This window comes from Rouxiella sp. T17, assembly GCF_036663475.1.
Taxonomy (GTDB): Bacteria; Pseudomonadota; Gammaproteobacteria; order Enterobacterales; family Enterobacteriaceae; genus Rouxiella.
Genome location: NZ_JAWUEA010000010.1, coordinates 115,856 through 141,795, shown reverse-complemented (window position 1 = coordinate 141,795; position 25,940 = coordinate 115,856). Strand labels below are relative to the sequence as shown.

At 49.8% G+C, this 25,940-nt stretch carries 24 protein-coding genes; 11 read left to right on the top strand and 13 right to left on the bottom strand.

Annotated elements, in window-relative coordinates; all coding sequences use genetic code 11:
- Positions 1-49: 49 nt before the first annotated feature.
- Positions 50-685, bottom strand: a complete 636-nt coding sequence (locus tag SC206_RS03105) for a TetR/AcrR family transcriptional regulator (protein WP_332734078.1) — start codon at positions 683-685, stop codon at positions 50-52.
- A 164-nt stretch (positions 686-849) separates the two neighbouring features.
- Here SC206_RS03105 and SC206_RS03100 point away from each other — a divergent pair, with 164 nt between their 5' ends.
- From SC206_RS03100 to SC206_RS03080, 5 genes are all read left to right on the top strand, one after another.
- Positions 850-2,184, top strand: a complete 1,335-nt coding sequence (locus tag SC206_RS03100; protein WP_332734077.1) for a neutral/alkaline non-lysosomal ceramidase N-terminal domain-containing protein — start codon at positions 850-852, stop codon at positions 2,182-2,184.
- 16 nt (positions 2,185-2,200) lie between these two features.
- Positions 2,201-3,559, top strand: coding sequence for a peptidase (locus tag SC206_RS03095; protein WP_332734113.1), 1,359 nt, complete (start codon positions 2,201-2,203; stop codon positions 3,557-3,559).
- A gap of 251 nt (positions 3,560-3,810) precedes the next feature.
- On the top strand, positions 3,811-4,875 hold the full coding sequence (locus tag SC206_RS03090; RefSeq protein ID WP_332734076.1) for a mechanosensitive ion channel family protein: 1,065 nt from the start codon (positions 3,811-3,813) through the stop codon (positions 4,873-4,875).
- Between the two features lie 71 nt (positions 4,876-4,946).
- On the top strand, positions 4,947-5,636 hold the full coding sequence (locus tag SC206_RS03085; RefSeq protein WP_332734075.1) for a YetF domain-containing protein: 690 nt from the start codon (positions 4,947-4,949) through the stop codon (positions 5,634-5,636).
- A 190-nt stretch (positions 5,637-5,826) separates the two neighbouring features.
- On the top strand, positions 5,827-6,465 hold the full coding sequence (locus SC206_RS03080) for a LysE family translocator (protein ID WP_332734074.1): 639 nt from the start codon (positions 5,827-5,829) through the stop codon (positions 6,463-6,465).
- Here SC206_RS03080 and SC206_RS03075 read toward each other — a convergent pair.
- Positions 6,452-7,318: an AraC family transcriptional regulator gene (locus SC206_RS03075; protein WP_332734073.1), complete on the bottom strand. Its 867-nt coding sequence runs from the start codon at positions 7,316-7,318 to the stop codon at positions 6,452-6,454. The two genes, SC206_RS03080 and SC206_RS03075, sit on opposite strands and share 14 nt — an antisense overlap.
- 258 nt (positions 7,319-7,576) lie before the next feature.
- On the opposite strand from SC206_RS03075, the gene yajD reads away from it, so the two are divergent.
- Positions 7,577-7,921, top strand: a complete 345-nt coding sequence (gene yajD, locus SC206_RS03070; protein WP_332734072.1) for an HNH nuclease YajD — start codon at positions 7,577-7,579, stop codon at positions 7,919-7,921.
- Between the two features lie 97 nt (positions 7,922-8,018).
- Here the strand turns inward: yajD and SC206_RS03065 are convergent, their stop codons facing one another.
- From SC206_RS03065 to SC206_RS03050, 4 genes are all read right to left on the bottom strand, one after another.
- Positions 8,019-9,188, bottom strand: coding sequence for a dihydrodipicolinate synthase family protein (locus tag SC206_RS03065; RefSeq protein WP_332734071.1), 1,170 nt, complete (start codon positions 9,186-9,188; stop codon positions 8,019-8,021).
- 55 nt (positions 9,189-9,243) lie between these two features.
- Entirely contained in the window at positions 9,244-10,488 is a 1,245-nt protein-coding gene (locus tag SC206_RS03060; protein ID WP_332734070.1) for an MFS transporter, read from the bottom strand.
- A gap of 75 nt (positions 10,489-10,563) precedes the next feature.
- Positions 10,564-11,397: a sugar phosphate isomerase/epimerase family protein gene (locus tag SC206_RS03055; RefSeq protein WP_332734069.1), complete on the bottom strand. Its 834-nt coding sequence runs from the start codon at positions 11,395-11,397 to the stop codon at positions 10,564-10,566.
- Between the two features lie 9 nt (positions 11,398-11,406).
- Positions 11,407-12,558 carry a Gfo/Idh/MocA family protein gene (locus SC206_RS03050; RefSeq protein WP_332734068.1) on the bottom strand — a complete coding sequence of 384 codons (1,152 nt, stop codon included), beginning with the start codon at positions 12,556-12,558 and terminating at the stop codon, positions 11,407-11,409.
- A gap of 201 nt (positions 12,559-12,759) precedes the next feature.
- On the opposite strand from SC206_RS03050, the gene SC206_RS03045 reads away from it, so the two are divergent.
- Positions 12,760-13,398 (top strand): TetR/AcrR family transcriptional regulator, encoded by a 639-nt coding sequence (locus tag SC206_RS03045; protein WP_332734067.1) that lies wholly within the window; start codon positions 12,760-12,762, stop codon positions 13,396-13,398.
- Positions 13,399-13,430: 32 nt separating this feature from the next.
- Here SC206_RS03045 and SC206_RS03040 read toward each other — a convergent pair whose 3' ends face one another.
- Entirely contained in the window at positions 13,431-14,141 is a 711-nt protein-coding gene (locus tag SC206_RS03040; protein ID WP_332734066.1) for an IclR family transcriptional regulator, read from the bottom strand.
- A 171-nt stretch (positions 14,142-14,312) separates the two neighbouring features.
- On the opposite strand from SC206_RS03040, the gene SC206_RS03035 reads away from it, so the two are divergent.
- Positions 14,313-15,005, top strand: a complete 693-nt coding sequence (locus tag SC206_RS03035; protein WP_332734065.1) for an RraA family protein — start codon at positions 14,313-14,315, stop codon at positions 15,003-15,005.
- On the top strand, positions 15,005-15,955 hold the full coding sequence (locus SC206_RS03030) for a hydroxyacid dehydrogenase (protein WP_332734064.1): 951 nt from the start codon (positions 15,005-15,007) through the stop codon (positions 15,953-15,955). The genes SC206_RS03035 and SC206_RS03030 overlap by 1 nt, the downstream gene beginning before the upstream one ends.
- Before the next feature lie 387 nt (positions 15,956-16,342).
- On the opposite strand, the gene SC206_RS03025 is transcribed toward SC206_RS03030, so the two are convergent.
- Positions 16,343-17,683: an MFS transporter gene (locus SC206_RS03025; protein WP_332734063.1), complete on the bottom strand. Its 1,341-nt coding sequence runs from the start codon at positions 17,681-17,683 to the stop codon at positions 16,343-16,345.
- 372 nt (positions 17,684-18,055) lie between these two features.
- Between SC206_RS03025 and SC206_RS03020 the strand changes: the two genes are divergently transcribed.
- The gene (locus SC206_RS03020) at positions 18,056-18,625 is read left to right on the top strand and encodes a DUF4142 domain-containing protein (protein ID WP_332734062.1); all 570 of its coding nucleotides are present in this window, start codon (positions 18,056-18,058) and stop codon (positions 18,623-18,625) included.
- 235 nt (positions 18,626-18,860) lie between these two features.
- On the opposite strand, the gene SC206_RS03015 is transcribed toward SC206_RS03020, so the two are convergent.
- The 4 genes from SC206_RS03015 to SC206_RS03000 form a co-directional block, all read right to left on the bottom strand.
- Positions 18,861-19,466 carry a dTMP kinase gene (locus SC206_RS03015; RefSeq protein ID WP_332734061.1) on the bottom strand — a complete coding sequence of 202 codons (606 nt, stop codon included), beginning with the start codon at positions 19,464-19,466 and terminating at the stop codon, positions 18,861-18,863.
- A 161-nt stretch (positions 19,467-19,627) separates the two neighbouring features.
- Positions 19,628-20,938: a c-type cytochrome gene (locus SC206_RS03010; RefSeq protein ID WP_332734060.1), complete on the bottom strand. Its 1,311-nt coding sequence runs from the start codon at positions 20,936-20,938 to the stop codon at positions 19,628-19,630.
- 1 nt (position 20,939) lies between these two features.
- Entirely contained in the window at positions 20,940-22,712 is a 1,773-nt protein-coding gene (locus SC206_RS03005) for a GMC family oxidoreductase (protein ID WP_332734059.1), read from the bottom strand.
- 42 nt (positions 22,713-22,754) lie between these two features.
- Positions 22,755-23,474: a gluconate 2-dehydrogenase subunit 3 family protein gene (locus SC206_RS03000; RefSeq protein ID WP_332734058.1), complete on the bottom strand. Its 720-nt coding sequence runs from the start codon at positions 23,472-23,474 to the stop codon at positions 22,755-22,757.
- A gap of 458 nt (positions 23,475-23,932) precedes the next feature.
- On the opposite strand from SC206_RS03000, the gene SC206_RS02995 reads away from it, so the two are divergent.
- Positions 23,933-24,961, top strand: a complete 1,029-nt coding sequence (locus SC206_RS02995; protein ID WP_332734057.1) for a LacI family DNA-binding transcriptional regulator — start codon at positions 23,933-23,935, stop codon at positions 24,959-24,961.
- On the opposite strand, the gene SC206_RS02990 is transcribed toward SC206_RS02995, so the two are convergent.
- Positions 24,958-25,794, bottom strand: a complete 837-nt coding sequence (locus tag SC206_RS02990; RefSeq protein WP_332734056.1) for a sugar phosphate isomerase/epimerase family protein — start codon at positions 25,792-25,794, stop codon at positions 24,958-24,960. The genes SC206_RS02995 and SC206_RS02990 overlap by 4 nt on opposite strands.
- Positions 25,795-25,940: the final 146 nt, after the last annotated feature.

The following is a 25,940-nucleotide window of genomic DNA, read 5'->3' as shown; positions in this document are numbered from 1 at the left end:
TATGCCGGAGGTAAACGGCATGCAGGAGATAAACGGCGGGAACCCAATATCACAGTACGCCCCGCAGAAATATGGCGAGTCTTTGCTTGATACTTTCATTTCGTGGCTGACGATGACTCGTGCCTTTTAGCCGCCTGCGCGGCAATAACGCCCCAAAAACAATGTCCATCAGCATGCCGGCATAGGTTTTGGCGTCATCAGTTGAAAGCTCGCCGAATGCGGGCGTCGAGTGTAGCCAGTCAATCAGGGCTTCACGTGAACGAATAATCTTATTTTCATACAGATAATCCGAAAGCTCCGGAAATTGTACTGACTCTCTTGCAATGAGATTTAATACCGCTTCGCGAACGCGTTCCTCATCGTCGCTGATATTCAGTCTAAAAATTGCCACTAAAGAGTCGAGGGGTTCAAGACTTTCGCCCTCAGGACGCGGCAGATCAAGGATCAGCGGTTGACACTCCGCGACCACGGCGGCAAACAGGGTTATCTTGTCGGCGAAAACCTCATAAATGGTGCGTTTCGACACTTTAGCCTTGGCCGCGACAATGGCCGTGGTGGTTTTAGCAAAACCTAACTCAACGAATGCCTCAAAAGCGGCGGCTATAATCTGTTGCCGCCTCGCCTCAACTGTTAATCCTCGCGGCCTTCCTCGTGCCAGTTCCGTTTTATCGGATTTCTCTTCCACCTTATCTCCCCGCTTTCAATTTGACAGCTCTCCCCATTTAAAATAGGGTACTGCGATAGTACCAAAAATTACATGCGGTACAAACTCACACTGCCACTAGGCGATGTGTACATTTTTTATGATATGAATCGAGAAGCCGTATGCCATCACGCAGAAAATTTATAATGACCGGTATGGGCGTCGGCGCGGCGGCATTCCTTCATCCTTTATTAGCACTAAGCGCCACAAAAAATGGCAGTTCGCTATTGGCAGGCGCATCTCGGCAGGAAATAGTCTTTGCCACGTCGCTGTTTCCATTGGATCAGTTTGCAGCGCAGCATGATCCGCTTGCCGTCAGAGTTTTATTACTCGATAACCGCAGTGAAAAAATCGCTATCGCCGTCATCGATTTGACCTCTATCTCCGACGAAACCGTTGTCGCCATGAAGGCAATTATCACTAAAATCAGCGGGATTTCGGCTAACAATATCCTTATTTGCGCCAGCCACAGTTTCTCGACGCCGCACGTGTTTCCTGCCGATCACCTGCCTGCGGGGTCCAATCTCGAGCACAACCACGCCGTACTGCAAGCTTACGAGAATGCGCTGCGTTCAGCCACAGAAAATGCCTTTAAAAACATGAGGCCAGCGAGTGTAGGTTATGGTGAAGGCGTAAGCCGGGTTGCCATCAATCGCGATGTTGAAACGCCGCATGGCTGGTGGCTCGGCTCAAATGATGCAGGCTTTACCGATACGGAATTAGGCGTATTGCGGATTAATGGCGCGGATGAGAAACCCATCGCCGTGCTGATGAATTATGCAGTGCAGTCATCGGTGTTGGATGGCTCAACCCTCAAAGATGGCACTCAACGACTCTCTTCAGACTTGGCCGGTGCGGCGTCACGTCACGTCGAAGCCTATTTTGGCCACGATGCCGTGGCGCTATTTTTGGTCGGTGCTGCGGGCGATCAATCGCCTTATCTGCAGGCCAATCGTCACGTAGTCAATCAGGATGGCAGCGTCGCTCGACTAGATATTCATGAAGCAGGTTTTAATCTTCTAGACTTGCTGGGCGAACGGCTTGGCAATGACGTTATTGACACGACGCGCAAGATTTCTACAGCCTCCCCCGAAAAACTCAAGGTGCTACGCATCAGCGTTGACGTCACCTCGCAAAATTTCTTGCCGGAGAATAAACCTGTCGGGCCGGTTACTCACTTCAACTATGAGTCAGGTGCCAAGGTTGCCGTTCCCGTCGTGCTCACATTTTTAGGTGATACCGTGATTGTTGGCCTGCAGGCCGAGTTGGCCGCCGTCGCTGGCGCTAACATTCGTGCGCAATCGCCCTATCCTCATACCATGGTCAACACGATGGTTGATGGCGCGGCCAAATATATGCCTGATGCCCAAAGCTACGATCGTTTTACCTATGAAGCCAGAAACTCGCCCTACGCCAAAGGGACCGCCGAGGCTGTAACCCGAGCCATTATTGGCACACTCAACAGTATAAAGAATAAGTAATAGAAGGAGTTAAATGATGGTCTCACGCAGAAACTTACTCATTATGGGCGCATGCGGCGGAGCATTAACGGCCGTCGGCGTGCCTGTTTTTGCCAAAGAAACCTCTGTCTCAGCTAAAGGCAATGTTACACCGCAGAGCGCCACCGCCATCACTGAAGTGTTTGGTGATGGGGTAAAATTTATCGCCGTGGCCGTCGAATATAATGCTGACATCGACTCGGCAAAACTGTCGGCGCAAAGCTTTGACGTAGCGGGCAGGTCAGTGCGAGAGGTCTTTACCAGTCACTCGACCAATCCGGCAGACCGCGCATCGCAAGGCCGATTTGTCATTATCACCCTTTCACCGCAAGACAGTAATGCGGCGTTAGCCGAAAAAGTTCAGCCCAAAGCGGGGCAATCTTCTTCTCCTATGGGCAACGGCGGACCCGGTAAAGCCGGTGACGTGCCATTTTACGACACGGCCTATAAAACGCCGGTGGCCGACGTCGTGCAAACGGGCAATCTGACTACCGCTGCGGGTAAATCTATCCCTAAAAATAGTGGCAACATCGCCACGACGCAGGTTGAAAATCTGATTGTCGATGATTTTAAACAGCTGACCTTTGACGATCCGAAAACCGGTAAAGTGCTGCACTATAACCTGTTCGTGCCCAAAAATTATCAGGCCGGAAAAAGCTATCCGCTGGTGCTCTTTATGCACGATGCCGGTGCCACGAGTGATGTCACCCGCACCACGCTGCTACAGGGTTTAGGCGCGGTTTCATGGGCCAGCAAGGAAGATCAGGCCAGGCATCCGAGTTTTGTGTTGGCGCCCCAATATCCTGAAATCATTGCCGATGATGATTCCCATACCTCAGTGTTGATGGATACCACCATCAATCTGATTAAGTCATTAAGCAGCCAATATTCTATCGATCCAAAACGCTTATACACCACCGGACAATCGGGCGGCTGCATGACGTCGATTGCGATGGATATTAAATACCCGCGCTTTTTTGCCGCTTCGTTTTTAGTGGCAGGACAATGGGACCCCGCGCTGACCGTTCCGTTGGCAAAGCAAAAGCTGTGGATACTGGTGTCGCAAGATGATGACAAGGCTTTTCCGGGACAGAATGCCATCACCGCCGTACTCGAAAAAAATGGCGCAACCATCAGTCGTGCAACGTGGGACGGAAGATGGTCAGAGGCAGAATTCAAGCAGGCGTTCGATGAAATCGAGGCTAAAAACAGCCCGATAAATTATGTCACATTCAAGAAAGGCACGGTTATTCCGGCAGGTGAATCAACGCAGGGCGCAAGCGGGCACCGTAACACTTGGCGAATCGCCTACACCATCGCGCCCATTCGCGACTGGATTTTCAAACAGCATCGTTAATTATCATTGAATCGCTGCCAAGAAATTTGCCCTTCTTGGCAGCCACTTTTCACCACGCCCTATCCCCTTCACAACGTGCATGACTATCGTAGTAATTGCCTTTTATGCGAGCAGAATTCTAGAGTGAACTAGAATTGTATCAACGCGCGCGCGTTAACCATTTATTGCAGATAACCGTGAAGACAACGGTTACTGAATTTTTATTACCTCTCTGACAACTTAGGGTTGTTGGCTGGATATAAGGGAAAAGCATGCCAACGATATTCGGTGAGTTATCGGGTGCTCCAACATGGGTGCCTGCTGTATTGCTCGTCACGCTATCATTCGTCGTGGGCTTTGTGGCCCGGTTTATACTTCTCAGGTTCATCCGCTACTGGCAGAATCGTGACAGAAAGCTGTTCAAATCGCTTGAAAAGCATCTTCGCGGATCAATTTTCCTGTTCATTCCGCTGCTATTAATAAACGTTGGGGTTAATTACATTAACCTTCACCCTGACTCCCTCTCTTTTGTTACCACCACCATCAATATATTTATTATATTATCGTTTTGTTCCGTGTTAATTCGACTGACCAATGTTGCGCAGGACATGCTTTTTCTACGCTATGACATCAATCTTTCAAATAATCTGCGCGCCCGTAAAATTCGCACCCAGATAATCTATGTAAAGAAGGTGGCCATCGTATTACTGGTGTCGTTCTGCCTGACTCTCGTGCTACTCAGTTTCCCGGGCGTGCGAAAGTTTGGCACAACAATATTGGCCGGTGCGGGCGTTGCCGGAATAATAATAGGCTTTGCGCTACAGAAGTCGCTTGTGAATCTGTTTGCCGGCATTCAGATAGCCTTTACGCAGCCTATAAAGATTGATGATGCCGTGGTGGTTGAGAATGAATGGGGCTGGATTGAGGAAATAAACCTGACTTATGTCGTGGTGCGTATCTGGGACCTGCGCCGGTTAGTGCTGCCTATTACCTACTTTACCGAAAATGCTTTCCAAAACTGGACGCGTAATAACGCGCAAATATTAGGCTCGGTATTTCTTTACCTTGATTACTCCATGCCGTTAGAACCTCTCCGTAAGCATTTTGAACAAATACTCAGTGAAACAAAGCTTTGGGACAAGCAGACTCAGGTGCTTCAGGTTACTGATACGACTGACAAAACCATGACTATCAGGTTATTGATGACGGCACAGAATTCCCCCACGGCGTGGGATTTACGCTGCCTCGTGCGCGAAAAAATGATTGAGTTTATTCAGCAGAATTATCCGCAGTGTCTTCCTCATGTAAGGGCTACGCTGACCGATTCCGCGGTTTGATAATATGAGAGGGAAATGATGACTCCCTCTCTTTTTCTCGAAATGTACGATAACGGAGGTCGAGGTATATTATGTCCGGATTCGATTTACATAAATTCCTCATTAACGATCAGTCTTACACCTTCCTCTTTGAAGTTATCGTGCGTGTCTTTATTGCGTACATTGTGGTATTCACTTTCCTGAAGGTGTCAGGCAGAAGAGGCGTGCAGCAACTTTCACTGTTTGAAGTTGTTATTATATTAACGCTGGGTTCCGCCTCTGGCGATGTCACTTTTTATGATGATGTGCCGGTGCTGCCCGTTATACTCGTTTTCGTTGTGCTGCTAATACTTTATCGATTCACTACGTGGTCGATGACCAAATCGTCGTTTATCTCATCATTAATTGAAGGGAATGTCGTTACCCTTATCTCGAATGGAAAATACGTATCGGCCAATCTTGATCAGCTTAATATCTCCGAAGATGAATTTTTGATGGAGTTACGTCTTAAAGGAGCGGAACACCTCGGGCAAATACGCTTAGGTTTAGTTGAAGTCGATGGCCAGCTTAGTCTTTATTACTTCAAAGATGACGAGGTCGTGCCCGGCCTTTCCGTGCTTCCAAAGGAATATCGCCCCTGTTTTACCCTTATTCCACATGACGGACTTTTTGCGTGTAATCGCTGTGGCGAAACCAAAATGATGACTGCTGGAGACAAAACATCCTGCCCCGTGTGTGGCCGTAAAATATGGTCCCTGGCCCTGCATTCTCTGCGCACATAAATCTCTATCTCGCCTTGGATATAGGGGACATGGGTTTGGATGAGTGACTTATCTGAATCAGATAAGAAGTTTCACGCAGGTTTCTTATACCTAATGAGTCGTTGAGCATCTGCGCAATTTCTTCCAATACCCAATGTGCATGAGATGGTTAAGTAAGCGTCTCATCCTGATTTATGGAAGGCTTTACTCTATGGTCCAGTTTTCAAATGGTTTTCTACTCAGTCTTTCGTTATGCCTCGATATAGGCATTGCGAACATCGCCATGATTACACTAGCCATGCAACGTGGATATTTTCATGGTTTCTGGCTTGGAATCGGCACCTGCGTGGGCGATTTAGCCTACGCGTTGATGGCGCTAGCAGGTATGGCCATATTGCTTCAATTTGAAGTCGTACGCTGGGTTTTGTGGATAGGCGGCGGCGCAATACTTTTGTGGTTCGCAATCAAAATGCTCATTGCCGCTTTGCGGCGCACTGCGCAATTCAATGCAAGCGCAACCCCACAAAGCCGCTCTCTATTTCGAGAGTTCGGACGAGGCGTTTTGCTCGCCCTCTCTTCCCCTACGGCTATCCTATGGTTTGCTACGGTGGGTGGCGCACTGATTTCTCGAATGGGCCAACACAGCGTTACAGCATCATCCTGGTTTTTAAGCGGCTTCTTTATAGCGGGCGTTTTCTGGACCTGCGTGCTGTGCTTGGTGGGCAGTTTTGGTGGACGACTGCTTGGCCATCGTTTGCTTAAATATTCCTACATAGCGTCCGCGCTGATATTTAGCTACTTTGCCTTTTATGTCATTGTTTCAGGTTATCGGGAATTTATAGGGGCCTGACTTTATTTGTGAAGCCTGGTATTTGTGAGGCCTGATATTTGTGAAGCCTAGTATTTGTGAAGCCTAGTATTTGTGAAGCATAGTGATGGGGCGTGGTTCCCATTACTTTTCGAAATGAATTGATGAAATGACTTTGATCATAAAATCCCAGCATTATGGCTGCGTCAAGGGGATGAACATTTCTGCGTAATAGATCGCGCGCCTGTTTTAGGCGCAGCTGCATGTGGTATTGCAAGGGAGGCAAGCCGGTGTATCGGGTAAAACAGCGCACAAGATGATACTTACTCATACCCGCCGTCTGCGCCAGTATCTCTAGCTGCGGTTTTACGTCGAGATGCTCGCGTAAATATTCAATGATTAACTTCACTCTCTGCTCGTCGTTTCCCTGCGAGAGAGTAGGCGTTTCGAGAAGCTCGCCGCAAAACAGTAATAACTCCTGCTCTTGATGAGTGTGGTGTTCCTGTTTGGCTGAGGTTGCAAAACGGCATAAAGCATCAAATAGGCGCGCATTATTGATTACGCCTTCTCGCAAAATAGGTGCTTCACGATCGCTGCTTATATTTTCCTCGTCTGCTAGCATTTTCATTAATGATTTGGGCAGATGCACGCTAATAAATTCAACGGGCTGACTGTCAAAACGCGAAGCTTGAATCGTGCCGGGATTGTATAAAGTGACCTGACCACTTTTAACGTAGGTCGTCTTACCAGACAGCCAGATTTCCTCAACGCCTGCCAAGTTTGCACTGATGACATATTCATCATGGAGATGTTTCGGGAATCCAGAATTACTGGCTTTTATCCGGGAGCACTCAATTCCGTTTCGGCTAAACCACTCTGCAGATTGTAACGGCAACGTTCGGCCCTCATGCACAAATAAAACGCTATGATTTTTCTATAAAATCACTTGATGGTGACATATTCAATATTTAATTCCTTCAAACGCACTCGCTTGAGCATCCGCTGTAGGAAATGTGTTGTCGACTCAGAGCAAAAGCGGACAAAATAACAGACTTGAAGTACTCTGCCAGGCAAGCTAGCCTGCTTGAATCATACGTAGAAATAGCTCTCTAACAGCTTTCTATAAAAGCCCTTAAAATAGGTAACGACGGCCATGGCACTGATCCCCAAAAACTATACGCGGCTGGAAAGCGGCTACCGTGAGAAGGCATTAAAAATTTACCCTTGGGTATGCGGACACTGCGCGCGAGAGTTTGTTTATTCAAACCTGCGCGAATTAACCGTCCATCATATCGATCACGATCATACCAATAATCCCGAAGATGGCAGCAACTGGGAGTTATTGTGCCTATTTTGTCACGATCACGAACACTCCAAATATACCGAAGCCGATCAGTACGGCACCCATGTTGTGGCCGGTGAAGACGCGCAAAAAGATATTGCGGCAGCAACCTACAATCCCTTTGCCGATTTAAAGTCGATGTTTAACAAAAAATAATTCGCTTTTGTCGCCTTCAAATTACAGGTTCAAGAGGCAGTATAGGCTGCTGGATATCTAGACTAGCAAGATCTGTGGCGGGAATTACCGCCGCATTTCACACTCCGTAACTCTTCCCTAGCAGCGCCATTCTCTGCGCGGCAACCTCAGGTTTATCGAGTAAACCGGCCTCATCGGCTAAACTGAAAACCTCACAATAGTGGGCAATACTGCGTGCGCTTTGCATTCCTCCCAGCATCGAAAAGTGATTTTGATGCCCATTCAGCCAGGCGAGAAAAACAATTCCCGCTTTATAATATTGCGTCGGAGCGGTAAAAATATGCCGGGCCAAAGGTAACGTTGGCGCCAAGATGGCGTGATATTTATCCGAATCTCCCACGGCCAAAGCATTAAGCGCGGCGGCGGCGGCAGGTGCTATCACATCAAAAATGCCCAGTAAAGCATGAGAATACCCTTTATCGTCGCCGGCGATTAGTTCGGGATAATTAAAATCGTCGCCAGTGTACATTTTTACCGTGGCAGGCAGCTGGCGCCTCATCTCAATTTCCCGCGCTTTATCAAGCAGCGAAATCTTTATCCCCTCAATCTTGCTTTGATTATTAACGATGACCGCCAAACAAATCTGCATCGCCTCGTCTATCTGCTCCTGCCCCCAATATCCTTTTAACGAAGGGTCAAACATGTCGCCGAGCCAATGCAGAATTACTGGCTCTTTAACTTGCCGAAGCACGGCGTCGTATACGCGAATATAATCTTCCGGTCCCTTGGCTATGGCGGCCAGCGCCCTGCTCGCCATTAAAATAATACGTCCGCCGCAGGCTTCAATCGCGGATATCTGCTGTTCGTAGGCGTTGATAACGTCTTGCAAGCTCAGGCTTGAAAAATCGGTAAGATGATCCGTTCCCGCCCCGCTCGCCACTGTCGCGCCCGGAAAATCTTTTGCCTGCAATACGCTTCGTTGAATAAGTTCGAGGCTGGTCGGCCAGTTCATGCCCATTCCGCGCTGCGCGGTGTCCATCGCCTCGGCGACGCCAAAACCCAGGCCCATCAGATGACGCCGATATTGCAGCGTGGCGTCCCAATCAATCGCCATATCTCGGGTTGGATCACGCATTTTTGCCGGGTCGCAGACGACGTGGGCCGCGGCAAAAACGTCACGATTAAAGCAGGCTTTTGATGGTACATCCCAGAGTCGTTCACCTTTCACCTGATAGCTATAGCTTTTGCCGTGTTGATCGAGCAGACGAAGTTGATTGCTTAGTGTCATAACTACCCCTTGAAAAGTGGCTGTTTCGCGAAGATTTTAAAAAGGTCTTTCAACATCAATGTTTCATCAAATAGCCTGCATCGGCCGGAGCTATTTCAGTGCTGTTCGCGGCGGTAATGGGTAATTTCTTTACCCCAAGCAAGATAAGGCTACTGAAAATAATCACTATTCCTGCTACCAACCACACCGGCTGCAAGGTGTAGCTCTGGGCAAAATATCCGGCGACAATCGGGGAAATACCGCCCGCCGCCATGCCTGCATTCATGACGAATCCAATCGCTGAACCACGAAGCGAAGGGGGAACCAGCTCGGCCGTGAAGGATAAAACTAGCGGCGTGATCGGATATCCCAGAAAACCCAGCAGCATCACGAGCACGATAACCAGCGGCGTGGAAAGATTAAGCACCATCGCCGACATCAATATTCCGCTGGCAATGGTGATGCCCATTAAAATCTTGCGCCGTCTGGCGAAATCGCCTTTATCGCAATATCTGCCAAGCAGAAATCCGCCCAATGCGCCCGTCAGCCCCAGCAGGCTTGCAATGGTGCCCGCCACGCCAATCGACAGATTCTTCACATGCATTAAATAGCTCGGTGCCCATAGCAGGACAATCCACCAGCCGGCCAAGAGGGCAAAATAGTAGACGGCCATCAAAATAATCGGCAAATGACTGAACAACATCCTTACCGGCACTTTGGCAACCTGCTGTTTTGCAAGCAGATCGGCAGGCTTGCGGTCGTTTTTAACCAGCACCGCGTAGAGTATTGCCACCACAATGCCCAAGCCGCCCGCGACAAAAAATACTACCCGCCAACCAAAGATGGGGCCAAGCATCGCGCCCATCCAGGTACCGAGAAAACCGCCGATCGGATAGCCCATCCAATAGAGCGACATAACCGTCGTGCGCTGCCGTTCACTGGTCACGTTGGCGACTTCCAACGAGGCCGCGGGCCAGAAAACGCCCTCGCCAATCCCCGTCAAGACGCGGTAAAAAATCAGGCTGGTCACGCTGCCGGCTGCGCCTGTCAAAAGTGTCGCGAAGGAGAACATCAGCAGGCCGAGAATAAGTACCGGCTTGCCGCTCAGCTTGTCGGCGATGATTCCGGAAATGAATAAAAACAGGATAAAGCCAAAGAAAAATGAGGAGAGCAGGATGCCAGTCTGGCCCTTGTCTAAATTAAAATCGTGTGCAATCAGTTCAACCGCAGACGAGACAGTCATGCGATCGACGGAATACATCATGTATCCCAGTCCGCAAAGCACCGTCACCAAAATCATCTTTCGGGTATCTGTATTCATATTTTCCTCGACATTGTCTCTCGACCGACGAAAACAGCCCGCAGGCTCTGTCAGATACGTGATAGGGAAAAGGGCTTAACCGTGTTCCTGATGTCGCGCTTTGCACACGCGCAGTACTTCATCGGGATCCCGCGTCCACCAGTTTGATTTTGAAAATATCTCTACCTCATGAAAACCGTCATATCCCAAAGCTTCCACCGCCTGCCTGAAACCGCGAATATCAATGACGCCGTCACCCATCATGCCGCGATCTTCGAGTAAATCCTGCGTGGGGTTGAGCCAGTCACAGATGTGAAAGGCCAGCAATCTTTTAAGACCCGCGCGGGTAATTTCGCGCTGAAAATTCGGATCCCACCAGGTGTGATAGAGGTCGACCGCCAGCCCAAGGCCGTCGTCGCCCAATTCGTCGCAGAGGTCGTTGGCCTGCGCCAGCGTATTCACGCAGGCTCGATCGGCGGCATACATCGGATGCAGCGGCTCTATGGCTAACGGCATGCCGCGCGGCCGAGAATATTCAAGCAGCGCGCTGAGTCCGTCACGAACCTGACTCCGCGCGCCGGCCAAATCTTTTGAACCGGCAGGCAAACCGCCGACCACCAGCACCAGACAGGCGGCATCGAGCTCCAACGCCTCGTCGACGGCGCGCTGGTTATCCTGCCATTGGCGCTGGCGATGGGCGGCATCAATGCCGGGAAACATGCCGCCACGACAGTAGCCGGTTACTGTAAGTTGGTGCTGTTTAATCAGTTGGCGAGTTTGCGATAAACCCAGCGCCGCCACCTGATCGCGCCAAGGAGAGATGCCTCGAATTTCATGGCGCGCGCAGCCTTCAATGATTTTATCCAGCGTCCACTGCTGGCGGACGGTGGCGGTATTTAATGACAGTTTCTGGGGATCGGGCTGATGCATGCTGGCTCCTTAACGCTCAAGTGACGGGACATCAATCCAGCGGCGCTCTTTCCAGCTTTGCAGCGCCAAATCAACCAGTTGCAAACCTTTAGCGCCTTCAAGCAGGTCCCAGCGATAGTCGCCCTCTCCCCAGACGTGACGCAGGAAAAGCTCCCATTGCACCTTGAAAGCATTATCGTAAACCTGCGTATCAGGCACGCTGGCCCAATCGTCGTAAAAGTTGTGGGTCTGTCGAACGTCCGGATTCCAAACGGGTTTTGGCGTGTTGACGCTGGCTTGGGTATAACAGTCGGTCAGGCCAGCGACCGCCGAACCTTTTACGCCATCCACCTGAAAAGTCACCAGATCGTCACGGCGAACGCGCACGCACCACGAGCTGTTGATTTGCACAATAGTCCCGTTATGCAGCTCGAAGGTGGCGTAAACGGCGTCGTCGGCAGTGGCTTTATAGGGCTGATTTTTTTCATCAAAACGAGTAGGAATGTGGGTGGCGCCCAGGCAGCTCAGGCTTTTTATCTCACCAAACAGATTGTCGATGACGTAACGCCAATGGCAAATCATGTCGAGGATGATCCCGCCGCCGTCCTCTTTTCGATAGTTCCACGAAGGCCGTTGCGTCGGCTGCAAATCCCCTTCAAACACCCAGTAACCAAATTCGCCACGCACGGAGAGCACGTCGCCAAAGAATCCTGATTTATTGAGCATTTGCAGCTTCTGCAAGCCGGGCAGCCAGAGTTTGTCCTGTACTACGCCGTGGCAAATGCCTTTCTCGCGAGCAAAATGATAGAGATCCAGCGCTTCTTCGAGGCTCATGGCTACGGGTTTTTCGCTGTAAACGTGTTTGCCTTTACTGATGGCTTTTTTCAGTAATCCCGGACGCGCCTGAGTGGTTGCCGCATCGAAGAAAATCGTGTCATGAGGATTATCCAACGCCTCGTCAACGTTCGTTCCCCAGCGTTCAATGCCGTATTCTTTGGCTAAAGCAGAAATTTTATCGGCATCACGGCCAATCAGAATCGGGTCTGGCATCAGCCGATCGCCATTTTTTAACGCTACGCCACCTTGCTCACGGATTTTTACGATGGAGCGGATAAGATGCTGATTTTTACCCATTCGTCCTGTTACGCCGTGCATGATAATGCCAACGGGAATTTGCGCCATTTTTGCCTCGTTAAAGTCAGGTTACGTTGAGTTTACGGATTACCGATCCGGCTGATGAACACAATATAGACAGCCGCGAAAATGATATCTTTGATCAAATTCACATAACCAACTAGTTAGTTGAAAATAACGCAAGCTTGTTTCAATTACATAAACTGGCACTATACTGGGATGTCGAGCATAAAATCTGAGGACAGGGATTTGGCCAAACGAATTGAAAAGGATAAAACGGAGTCAGCCGATCGACAGCTGCGCATATTGCAGGCGGCCCGTGCCGAATTTGCCGAAAAAGGGTTCGATGGTGCCCGCGTCGACAGTATTGCCGAGCGCGCGCAGGCGAATAAGCAGCTGATTTACTATTACTTTACCAATAAAGATGAGCTGTTTACCCGCGTGCTTGAGGATGCCTATCGCGATATCCGTCAGCACGAAGCGGCCCTCTCGCTGGATGATATACCGGCCCATGAAGCGATTCTTCAACTGGTCGATTTTACCTGGAATTACTACCTCAAAAATCCAGAGTTTATCCGCCTGCTGAACAGCGAAAATCAGCTCAAGGCGCGACATCTTAAAACGTCAGCCGACACGATAGCTATCAACCAAAGCTGGATTGGCATCTCGCAACGCCTGCTGGAGCGGGGATATAAAGAAGGCACCGTTCGCCCGAATATAGACGTTATGCAGCTCAATATTAATATTTCGGCGCTTGGTTTTTTTTATTTGATTAATCAGTCGACGCTCTCGATTCTTTATCAGCAAGATCTCGGCGAGCAAACCGCGCTTGATGAAAGGCTGCGAGTCATGAAGGAGTGCATCAGCGCATGGATAAAACCTTCATGACATTTCAAGGCAGTAAATAAACAACTCACCGATCACGGGAAATAGAATTTCTCGATGCGTGTTTTATTGGCGCCTAATTTAAGAGAAAGGTTAAAGGCAGCTTCTCTCATCACCTTCCCTGTTCCACTTTCGCGCTGAGATAAGGTTAACCGTGACGATGGACCGGTTAACGCCAGAGCGGCAAGCAATTTGTCGCCCTCGCCGAAGACGGGAAGTGAAAACGCAGCAATATGCGGATCGCGCACGCCGGAGGTGAAAATCGGTAATTCAGGCGCGTCTTTAAACAGCGACTCCTGTAATCCCCAGTGACGAAGCACCTGACCGATTGCTGAATTATCCAGCGGTAAAAACGTGCCCGGCAAACGGCTTTCGAACAGCCCTTCTGAAGGCTCTGCTCTGAACAGGCACAGTCGCTGGTTATCCTCGATAACATACCAGGTCGCGCTTTCATGCGTGGCGGTCGCCAAGGCATGCAATGCCGGCTGAACAATACTTGCGAGATGGAAGGATTGCTCATAGAGCTTGCCCAGATAGAGCAACCTCGGACCTAGCGTGTAAATACCGTTTTCTTTTCTAATGACATAATTCATCCGCTCCAGTGAGTTCATGAGGCGGTAAACCGTCGTTTTGTGATAACCGGATATTTTCGCCAGCTCGGTTAACGATAAAGATTCTTCTCCAGGCTTAAAGCAATCAAGTAAAGCCAACGCCTTTTCTACGGCAATAACGCCTTCGTTCCCCATCGATACATTCTCCTGTTTATGACGAGAGAGAGTTTACCCTGCAAATTGTGATTTACCTCTTGTTTACGTCAAAAATGACGGGTTAGTGCTGGTACGAACCAAATCAACACCGATATAGTAGTTTTATATCGTACAACATGGTTGTACTAGGTAAAACAAAGCGAGGTTTTTATGAATAATGCAGATAACACTTTCATCAACCGTGACATCGTTCGGATTTCACCCGAGCTCGTAAAACAGGCGGCCGAATTTCAGGCAGCTATTTTGGCTGACGTTGCAGGTCGCCGTGGAACCTTGCACGGCCGCATAAAGCCTGTCGCTTCCACCATGAAAGTCGCAGGCCCTGCCATCACGGTTGAAGTGCGTCCCGGCGACAATCTCGCCATTCATGCGGCACTAGCGATCGCACAACCCGGCGATGTGATTGTGGTCGATGGGAAAGGCGACATTAGCTGTGCATTAATTGGCGAAATCATGTCAACGCAAGCGGAAGCCTCTGGTATTGCTGGCATTATTATCGATGGTGCCGTGCGCGATGCCGACGCGCTTGCGGCTAATGGCTTCCCCGTATTCTCGGCGGGATTAAACCCTTGCGGCCCAACTAAATCCATTGCCGGTCGGGTCAATTATCCCATCTCTGCCGCAAGTGCGGCTATTCAGCCGGGCGACCTGATCATCGGCGATATCGACGGCGTGGTGGTGCTCCCACGTGAATCGGTGCCCGCCCTGCTTGAACTGGCGCAGAAAAAGCTTGATACCGAAACCAAACGGATCGCGGCCATACGTCACGGTGATATTCGTGCGCCCTGGCTGGAAAAGGCATTACTGGCCGCCGGCATGCTCAACGAGGGAGAAAAACTCTGATGAAAAATTCTCAACCCGTCATTCTGGTCACGGGCAGTGACCTGGCTCCGCAGGCGCTGGAGCTGCTGGCAGATTATGAAATTGTTTATGCAGGTAAGCAGCCTACGGAAGATGACCTGTGCCGACTTTGCGCGCAGCACGATCCGCTCGCTATTATTGTTCGTTACGGCAAAATCAACGCGCGGATCATGGATGCCGCGCCTCACCTGCGCGTTATTTCGAAACATGGCAGCGGTATCGATGTTATCGATCAGGACGCCGCGGCCAAACGTCAAATTAGCGTGCAGTCTGCACCCGGCTCTAATGCCTCTGCCGTGGCAGAGCACGCGTGGGCGATGATTCTCGCCAGTGCCAAATCCTTGGTTCCTCTCGAAAGTCGTATGCGTCAGGGTTACTGGGATAAATCGACCCACAAATCCCGCGAACTTGAAGGAAAAACCTTGGGCCTGATTGGGCTTGGCGCGATAGGCAGCCGCGTAGCTCAAATAGGAAAAGCCTTTGAAATGAAGGTGATTGCCTACGACCCTTTCGCTAAAAACTTTCCAGAAGGGTGTCAGTCAGCGTCTTTAGAGGTGCTGCTGCAAACCGCCGATGTTATTTCGTTGCACTGTCCGCTAACCGATCAGACGCATCAAATGATTAACCGTGAAACGCTGGCGCTGTGTAAAAAAGGGACGATTCTGGTGAACACTGCGCGTGGTGGCCTAATCGACGATGAGGCGCTGGTGCAGGCGCTTGATGAAGGCACGCTCAGCTGGGCGGCGCTTGACAGTTTTGCCGTCGAGCCTCTTACCGCACCACATCGCTGGCAGCATATTGAAAACGTTATTCTTTCTCCGCATATCGGCGGCGTAAGCGATGTTTCTTATATCAAGATGGGCGTCGCAGCAGCAAGCAATGTGTTGAAAGTTCTGGCAACTCCGTTAAAACATCAAGCAGCAATATCATAACGCGCTATTAATTCTTTAAACGTATTGTTCATTTCAACAAAACACGGTTATTCAGCGTTAGGATTATCTTTAATTATCGAATTAATTGCACCACGCGGTTTCAAAACTTACTGTTATAACTTCTCTTATTGATGTCAGTACAATACGTTTGTACTGACATTTTTTTATCTTCGCTTTTCTATCACTCCTTTTTATTAACCCTCTATCCTCCACCAGCAGATTAGACAACTGCCTATTCATTTTCATACCATTCAATTCCATACTATTAAATTGAGAGGAAATTATTAAGGGACTTATTTAGAGGCGAGAGGAAAAATAAAGGCAGGTAGCGTTTTGCCCCTGCCTTATAGAACATGACTGACTGAAAGAGATTACGGCTGAAAGAAACTATTTACCGATCGGTGAGGCGGCGTTATTCGCTTCGACCTTGAGCTGCTTCTTTCGCCCCATGATTAATACTGCAATACCTCCGACGCCGCAAAGAATAGCCAGCGGCACCATCGCTAACGTATGGCTTCCGGTGGCCTGATTAATAACGCCATAAACATTCACCATTAATCCACCGCCAATGAGATTTGCCATCGCGCCAATCGCAGCCAGACCTGCTGCAGCGGTAGTTGAGGACAACCATCCCGAAGCCAGCGCCCAGAAAGGCCCTTTCATCGAGTACGCGCCGACTAATACCAGTGACAAGATAACGACGCTGCCCGTCAGCGTGTTGGTCAGGAAGGCACAAAGCAGCCCGCCCGCAATCAAAAACAGGGTCAACGCCGTGTGCCAGCGGCGTTCGCCGGTTCTGTCGGAGCTGCGTCCCCAGAAAATCATCAGGATAGAAGCCAGGCCGTAAGGGATGGCGTTAACCAATCCGGTAGTGAAATTGTCCAACCCAAACGATTTTAACAGTTGCGGCGACCAGACGCTGAGCGTGGAGCCTGCCGCCGACGCGCCTGCGTAGATGAGCGCCATGACCCAAATATGCTTGTGGCGCAGCAGTTGCCATAAAGAAATGTGACCGATGGCTTTTTTGGTCGCGTTCTCTGCCTCAAGCGTGCTGTTAAGCCAATTTTTCTGTTCTTCGTTCAACCAGTTGGCATTGCTCGGACGATTGCTTAATACAAAAAACGCCGCGATCCCGAGTAATACAGCAGGCACGCCTTCAAGAATGAATAACCAGTGCCAACCTCTCATGCCATACCAGCCGTCCAATGACAGAATCGCACCGGAAATAGGTGAGCCAATAAAGTTTGCCGCCGGTATTGCTACCATAAAGGTGGCAATAACGCGGGCACGGTATTTACCGGGGATCCAATAAGTCAGATAGAGAATAACGCCCGGGAAAAAGCCGGCTTCGGCGGCGCCTAACAGGAATCGCAGAATATAAAGTGTATTGGCACTTTCGACGAAGGCGGTACAGATTGAAATAATGCCCCATGACACCATGATGCGTGAAATCCAGATCTTCGCACCTATTTTTTGCATCGCCAGATAGCTCGGCACTTCGAAGAGGAAATACCCCACGAAAAACAGGCTGCTCGCAAAACCGAATACGGCTTTGGTCAGGCCTAAATCTTCGTTCATTTGTAGCGCCGCCATGCCGATATTACCGCGGTCAATTATTGCGATCAGATAGCAAACAATCATAAAGGGCAAAATACGCCAAACCACTTTTTTTATTGTTTGCTGCTCAATATCGGAAGAGAAAGAGTTATGTGACATTTTCTCGGACATGATTTTCCTCACCTGTTTTTCATGGCATTACGAGAAAGACGAATCGTCTAATTTGTTGTACTGTGTAAAACCATGATGTACACAGTAAAATCATTATTGCGAGAATCTCGTCGTCGCGCCTGAAGAAGTCATGAGCTTGTGTTATCTGTCACAAAATGATGACAACTGCTTCGCGTTTCTGTGATGAGAGCACTATTTCTTATGGGCACAATCTTCCCAAATTCCGACGAGTGGATTTGAGATTAGTCTCCCTAAATTACTACCTCAAATCATTGAGCTACTATAATTACCCTGCAAAGGTAATTTACAGATGAGGTTGCGCACGAGTAATGACCTAATGCCAACCTGACCCATGACCATCAGGAGAACAACATGCAAAAGCGTAAAACTTTGAGAGGGCTGCTGGCCGTATCGGTAGTAGCAGCAATGTTCAATACTGTCGGCGTGCAAGCCCAGATGCCCACCAGCGCCGCGCAAAATGGCGCCGCAGGCCAGACCGCATCCAATGCCAAGCTCAGCGCTGGCGACGAAAAAGCGCTGAAGGACATGGCGCAGGCCGATATTAATGAAGTGGCCGCCGGCAAGTTAGCGTTGAGCAAGGCCAAAAGTAGCGAAGTCAAAGCCTTCGCTCAGCAGATGGTCGATGACCACGGCAGTGCCTTGACCAAAGTTCAGGCGGTCGGCGAGCAAAAAGGCGTGACGCTGCCGACTGAGCCGGATGCCAAGCACATGGCCATGGCCGCCAAGCTGGAAAAACAGAGCGGCAGCGCGTTTGACAAGATGTACATGGAAAACGCCGGAACCATGGATCACAAGATGGTGCTCTCCAAGCTGAAAAGCGACGCCAAGATGATTAAGGACCCCGATGTGAAGGCTCTGGCCGACGCGCACCTGCCTGTGGTTGAAAAACACTTGAAGTCAGCCGAAAAGATGTCGATGTAATCAGGCAATTTAGTAAGTAAGTCGATAAATTAATGAGTTAATGAGTTAATGAGTTAGTAGATTAATGAGTTAATAGATAAACAGTTCGTCCGGTGGGCACTCGGTTCTGCAACTTGAACGCCTCTTTGTTCAAAGTTCTGATGCCCACGCTAAAAGGGAAAGTGACGAAATAAATCGCCTTCATTATTCGCTGCCAACGACGAAAGCCATTCTCCAAAAACGATGCTTAAAGGCATTAAAGCACGCTGTAAATCTCGGAAATCACCTGCATGGTAGCGTCTTCGACAGTTCCTTCATTACGGCATAAAACCCAGCCGTGATGGGCAATTTCCCGCTCGAAAGCCTTGGTACAGGCGATATGCTCCTCCAGCTTATGAATCACCGTACTGCCTAGCCCACGCGATCGCGCTGCGGCCCTCGCCCATGAAATTTCAGGCGCAGTCACAACCCCGACATGCAGGTCTGGCGTTCGCACGTTGCGTTCAATGTTGAGCTGTAAAATCTCGGCAAATGGCACCGTTCGACGAAACGCGGCATCCGACGGATACCAGCGATCCATCAGAATAATGCTGTTCGATGGCTGTTTCGGCAGCACGTGTTGCGAGATCCAGGCACGGCTATCGGCAAGTCGCCTACAAACCTCCCATTCCAACTCCAGCGTGGGATTTCTGGCGAGCTGGTTAACGAGAGCCATCGTCTCCCCCCTAAAGGGATCGCTTTTTTTCTCGCAAAGTCGGATCACCTTCTTGTTGTCTGCCCTAAGTACTTTCGTAATGGCCTCCAACAGCGTGGTTTTGCCAGCTCCCTTTGGCCCATCCAGAGAAACGAACAAACTTTCCATGCTTCCTCCTGTTGTAAGCAACATGCAGGATATCGCACTATCAACGTGTTCATCCAGACCACATTCACCCAGAACAGACGGATTTTACTTGATACATTCCAAAAAAATACCGAACTGCCGTCAGAGCCGCAGTTCGGTAAGGGTGTCTGCTACTTGTTTGATTATTTTACGATAATCTGGGATGGCATCTTTAATAGCTCCCGCGTGTGCGTGGCGTCTTCCGTCGGCACGGCGGGTGCTGCGTTACCCCATGAGTTGCGGATATATGTTGCTACCGCCGCGGTCTGCTCATCTGACAATTTCCAGGCAAAACTTGGCATTGCGCCGCTGGTCGGATTACCCACGGTCACCGCGCCGCGCCCGCCCTGCATCACGGTAGTCAAAATGGATGAAGCGTCGACAGACATAATCGCCGGATTATTTGCCAGACTGGCAGCAAGGTTCGGGATCCCTTTGCCGTCACTATTATGACACGCGGTGCAATTCGCCTCATAAACATTGGCCCCCATTTTCATCTGCGCATCGTTAAGCACCACCGCCGCCGGTTTTTTATTATCCGAGCCGGGCTGTGACTTCAAATAAACGGCAATCGCCTGCAAATCTTGATCGGTGAGATGCTGAGTGGAGTTGGTCACCGCCTCCGCCATCGGCCCTGAAGCGACCGCCACGTGATTGCTGCCCAGCTTCAGATATTGAACCACCTGATCGTTGCTCCAATCGCCGATACCGGTATAGGTATTGCTGGTGATTTCAGGGGCAAACCATTCGCCGAGATTGCTGCCTTGCAGATAGGCACCGGTATCGCCCCCGATAATATTCTTCGGCGTGTGGCAGGCGGCGCAGTGTTCGAGCCCTTCAACCAGATAAGCGCCCCTATTCCACTCGGCAGATTTAGCCAGATCCGGCTTGAACGCTTCGTTTTTGAAGAACAGCAGGTTCCAGCCCATCATCGCCAGCCGGATGTTGTAAGGAAACGGCAAGTTGGTTTCCGGCACTTTATTGTTTACCGGTTTTACCGAACGCATATAGAGCCACAGGTCGTGCATGTCCCGATCGCTGACTTTCACATAGGCGTTATAAGGCATGGCTGGGTAGAGATTTCCCCCCTCTTTCCCCTTGCCATGACGCACGGCGCGGTAAAATTCCCTTTCCGTCCAGTTACCTATCCCCGTTTCTGCATCAGGCGTAATGTTGCTGGCAAATATTCCGCCAAACGGCGTACTGATCGAATACCCCCCCGAAAAGGCCTCTTTACTGCCCGGCGCCGTGTGGCAGGCGACACAGTCACCGGCAATAGCGACATAGCGTCCGCGAGTAATGGCGTCTGCATCCGACGGAGTTAACGGTTGATTCATCTTTATTTTATTGTCGGCAACATTGTCCGTGGACGTATTGCCGTTTTGATAAAGTAAAACCCCTGCGGCTACGGCGGCGACAACGATCACCCCACCCGCTGCTTTTATTTTATTCATCTTATACCTTCACCAATGGGCCAGGATTTTTCATGTACTGCTCGATAATGGCCTTGGCCGTCCAGAGGCTTAGCGCACCGATGGTGCCCGATGGGTTATAGCCTGCGTTGTTAGGGAATGATGAAGCGCCTAAAACGAACAGGTTGTGGGCATCCCAGCTTTGTTGATAACGGTTGAGCACGCTGGTTTTCGGATCGGTACCCATCACGGCGCCACCAATGGTATGGTCACTGGCAAAGTTGTAGGGCGAATAATCACCGGAGGCCGAATTGGTGCCCAGCACGATTTTTGCACCCATCGCTTTACCCAGCTCCACGCTTTTCTCTTCGATGAATTTGGCAGAACGACGATCGTTATCGTTGTAATTGAATGTCACGCGAAGCAGCGGATTGCCGTTGCTGTCGTTATATTCAGGGTCGAGATCGAGGTAGTAATCCTCATGCGAGAAGCTGGTGCCCTGACCAAAGATAAAGGTGCCGTTTTGGAAAGCGTGGGTGTAGGCTTTTTTCCAGTCCTTGCCCCAGCGAGGCGTGCCCGGAGGCAAGACGTCGGCATTACCAATAGGACGAGCTCCGCGCGCGACGACCAGAATGCCCGCGCCACCAATGAAATCCATGCCGGTATGGTCGAAGTTATCGCCATTCCAGTCATCGACCTGCTGGGAAAGCGCACCTGCGCCGATAAACTGGTTCAGGTTCTCGTCTTCGAAGAACAGGCTGGCACCCGACACGGTCTGGAAGCTGTAGGCACGGCCAACAACGCCCGTTTTGCTCACCGGATCGTAAGGCTTGCCGATTTTGGAAAGCAGCAGCAGGCGAACGTTCTGCATCTGGAAAGCCGACAGCACGACGATGTCGGCCGGCTGTTCCCATTCCTGACCGTTCCTGTCAAGGTAGGTCACGCCGGTCACCGTTTTGCCATCTTCGGCCTTGTTGACCCGCACGACGGCGGATTCGGTCAGCACGGTAAAGTTTTCACGCTGCATCAGCGCCGGGATCACGCAGGCATTCGGACTGGATTTAGAAAAGTTTCCGCAACCGTAATAGAGGCAGTAACCGCAATAGGTGCATGGCCCCATGCGCACACCCAGCGGGTTGACGTAGGCTTTCGACGCCTGACCGGCAGGCACCATAAACGGATGCTGGCCCAGCGATTTCGCGGCGTCGCGGAAAATATCGGTTAAACGCATGCCTTCCAGCGGGGGTAACGGATATTCGCTGCTACGATTGCCTTCAAACGGGTTGCCGTCTTCAATGACTTCGCCGTTTAATTTTCCAGCCTTACCCGATACGCCCGCGATTTTTTCGAAGCGATCGTAAAACGGCTCCAGCTCGTCATAGGTCACGCCCCAGTCCTGCAAAATCACACCCTTGGCAATCTGCTGCTTTCCGTAACGCTCAACGGTTTGGGTATAAGGTTGCAGATCAAACGGCGTAAAACGCCACGCCATACCGGCCCAGTGCGTGCCTGAACCGCCTACGTTGTAACCTAATTCGTTCAGGTTCCATTCACGCGTCGGCAGCGCTTTTTGGGTAATATTGTTGCGAAAAGTGGTGGTCTCTATCGCGGGCGGCAGCAACATACTGCGCCGCGTATCCCAGCGAAGTTCATCGGTATCAATTGAAGGCGGAAAATCGGTGGCGGTTTCAAACCACGGACCGCGTTCGATAGCCACCACGTTCAGACCCGCGCGCGTCAACTCTTCGGCTATCAGCGAGCCGCACCAACCCAGCCCGACGACAACGACGTCAGCTTTTGGACGAATATTTTTCATGATTAGACGCTCTAACTTGCTCAATTGCTTTAAATAATCAGCTTAAAGGGTGTTATCGATCAGGCTGGTTGGAATAATGTTCAGCTTCTGCCCTTTTTTACTCAGCAGATCGCGGAAGTCATAGCGCGCGCCCGGAAAACCGATCATTTTCCAGCTCGCCATGCCCTTATTGCCGCCATAAATCGGGTCGGCGAGAAAGCCCTCGCGCACGTTTTGCAGCAGCAGTTCGAAAAACACTTTAGTCTCGACGTCATTGCCCAGATTAAGCTGGCCGCTTTCCATGGCGTGCAAAACTTTGTCCTGATCTTCGCCATTGAGGTCGATAAATTTTTTACCGAATTTAACGAGCATGCTGGCATCAAGCGCCGCCAGACCTATCCGATAACGTTCGGCAGGCGTGCGGGATTCCTGCGGGCCTTGTTCGGCCGTGCCTTTGACGAAACGTCCGAGCCGATAACTGCTGGCTGCCTGACCAAAATAACCGGCGAGCTGCCGGTCGATAAATACCGCGCAACCAGCTTCTTTGCCGCTGATGCTCATCTCATCGGCAGGAATAAAGCGCTCGGCAATGGCTCCAACGGTGTCGAACTCGTGGGCCGTCAGATACTGCAATCCGCCTTTGCGCGGCTGTGCCAAAGGGCGAGTATCAACGTTTCCCGGCTCCCACGGCTGGCCGCCGCTGACTTCCTGCGCCTTGACCAGCGGTATGGAAGAAGTCACGCCCAGCACCGCGATGGATGATAAAAACTCTCTACGTTTCATGAAATTTCCCTGCTAAAAATTCGACGACCCAGTATCTAGAAAGGTTTAATAAAGGATTTACTAAAAAATATAATTACGGTAATTGGCGTGTGATCTTATTAAAATAAATAAGGAAATTAACTTTTAACTTTTAACAGCAAATAAAAAGAGCAAGCCTATTTATTTAATAAGCTGTTTTTTCATGGCGCTTCGCGCATTTATCTCTCTATATATTTATATACTGATATATCAGCACGGGAGGCGACACGTTAAAACGCGAGGATAGTAAACCCATTACAAATGTAGTGATACGTGAAAGTTGATGGTTTTCCATCAAATTCACACATCGATTTAACAGAATGATTCTTTATCATTCACTTTTTTAATATAGTATTCCAACACCCTTCTCAGGAAAAAGTCTGTGCTCTGAAAAGCGGCGCGAAAAAGACCGTTTAAATGGATACAGCCAGGACAACTCAATGAAAAAAAAGGTTAATCTCGAAACTCTCGCGAAAATGGCGGGCGTGGGCGTAGCGACTGTCGATAGAGTGTTAAATGAGCGCGGAGGCGTCTCTCATGAGACCACGAGATTAGTGCTGAACGCAGCCAGAGAAGCGGGGATCAGGCGAATCCTGCCAGATGAACATCGAAACCCCTGGCAGATTGAAGTTATTTTGAGCTCCAACGGCACCTATTTTTTTCAAAAGCTTGCGGAAGAGTTCAGTGTATTAGCCAACGGTTTAGGCTATCGCAGATTAACGCTGCATCGAACTCTTATATCGGAATCCCAGCCATTAAAATTAGCGCAACATATTATCGCTAGTACTAAGATGAATAAAAGAAACGGCTTTATTATCTTTGCGCCTAACCATCCGGCAATATATCAAGCATTGACGGCCTGTAAAGCGCGCGGAATACCCGTTATTACGCTGGCTTCCGATTTACCCGAAGCAGACAGGCTCTGTCACGTCGGCATTAATCAGCGTCAGGCGGGTCGCACCGCCGGATTATTGATGTCAAAGATGCTGCCGACACAGGGTGATTTGTTAATGGTCAGTGGCCGCGCCGATCTGCTCGCCCATCAAGATCGTATTGACGGTTTTAAGGCTGTAATAACCAAAAATAATCCGCTCATCAGGCAAACCGATGTCATTGTGGGTGAAGATGACAGCGAAAAGCTGCGTCGCTCTCTCGAGAAAAGCCTCAGTCAAAGTAAAAACGTGGTCGGGATATATAATACGGGGGATGTTAATACGGAGGTCAGTAATGGACTGGCGAGGCATAAACTTGCCGGGAAATGCTTATATATTACCCATGAGATTTACGATCTCACTCGCCGTTTACTACAGGAAAATATCCTCTCGTTTACGCTGGATCAGAATGCCAAACAACATGCGCAGTTATCGTTGGAAATATTACTCCGCACGTTGGAGACAAGTTTTCAGCCGGACATTTATCACGATGGAAAAGTAGAGTTTAAAATCGTCACCTCGGAAAATATCGATTAGGCGGATGACGTTTTATCGAGATATTTTTCCATATTTTCACGGCAGGCAGTGGCGATGTCGTAGAGATCGTATTCCCAACGGTTTGGGCTAAATAACTCGGCTGACCACAGGCCGTCGTAACCCGTGGCTTTTACAGCGTCGGTCCATGCCTGAATATCAAGCTCGCCCTCGCCGGGCATATAATTACGTAATACTAGCTGATCCCAGGCTTCACCCGCTTTTGGCAGTCGGCCATCGCAAAAATGTACGCCGTAAATATGATTTTTATCCAGTTGGGCAATCTCTGCGGGCGTTGAACCCGAGGCGTAAAGGTGCCAAAAGTCGATCACCATGCCAACATTATCGCGGCCTACGCGGCGTATCACCTCTAAACCCTGTTGCAGCGTTTTGAATTTGGTAAAGGCAATCACCTCAATCTGATAGCGAACGCCATACTCTTGTCCAATTTTTGCAATCGCATCAACGTTTTCGGTAATGATATCCATCACGACTTCATCGGGTTTATCGTCAATGCCGTTTAACGCCAGAATTTGCACCGTAGGGCAGTCGAGTTCCGCCGCCGCGCGCGTCAGGCGGGTCGCTTCAGCCAACATCTGCTCTCTGGCTTCCCCTTTGTAACGCTCAATCTCAAGCAAGGCATTAACACAGCCCACCGACAGGCCGTAGTCATCGGTTTTTTGTTTCAACGCGCGGGTTGTCCCGCCGTTATCGAGATAACGCACCAGCTTGCTGCTCAATATTTCCAGACTGTCGTACCCCGTATCTCTGGCAATCCGTGCATCAGTTAAAACATTGCAGTAATGCGTTGAGATTCCGTGTAAGGCCTTTTGCATGAGTAACTCCTGAGAGGTGTTTTTATGATTCCATAGGCCATAGGAAACATAAATTTCATATTTATTTAAATGAAATTTTTGATTGATTTACATCAAGCAGCCGCTAGTCCTCATGAAAATATTTGATTATCTTGAAGCCATAAACA